The organism is Bacteroides caecigallinarum (assembly GCF_016901995.1).
Classification (GTDB): domain Bacteria; phylum Bacteroidota; class Bacteroidia; order Bacteroidales; family Bacteroidaceae; genus Phocaeicola; species Phocaeicola cellulolyticus.
In genome coordinates, this window is record NZ_JACJLE010000144.1 from 1 (window position 1) to 542 (window position 542).

General features: G+C 43.7%; 1 protein-coding gene. It reads left to right on the forward strand.

Annotated features, from left to right (window positions below; all coding sequences use genetic code 11):
• Positions 1 to 38 precede the first annotated feature (38 nt).
• A partial coding sequence (locus H6A61_RS15375) for an AAA family ATPase (RefSeq protein ID WP_204394781.1) occupies positions 39 to 542 on the forward strand: 504 nt, incomplete at its 3' end.

A 542-nucleotide genomic window follows, 5' to 3' on the forward strand; every position in this document is an offset into this window, starting at 1 on the left:
ACCGTTGGTTATTAATTTTTAATTTTTAATTGACTTACATGAAATACCCTATAGGAATACAGAATTTTGAAAAGATACGCGAAGGCGGTTATCTTTATATAGACAAGACAGATCTGATATATGACCTGGTAAATAACGGTGTATATTACTTTCTGAGCCGTCCGCGCAGATTCGGAAAGAGTCTGCTTATCTCCACGCTGGAGACTTATTTCAGTGGAAAAAGGGAGATGTTCGAGGGGCTGAAGATTGCGGAACTGGAGAAGGAATGGACGGAATATCCTGTGCTGCATCTGGACCTGAATACGAAGCGATATGAGAATAAGGCTTCGCTTCTGGAAATTCTGAACATGCACCTTGAGATGTGGGAGGCTGAATACGGCGACGAGAAGAAAGACAGGTCGCCTGAGGAGAGATTTATGTACGTGATAGGTCGTGCGTATGAGAAGACAGGGAAGCAGGTGGTTATCCTGGTGGACGAATATGACAAACCGATACTGCAGGCTATAGATAATGAGGAGTTGCAGAATGAGTACAGGAGCACG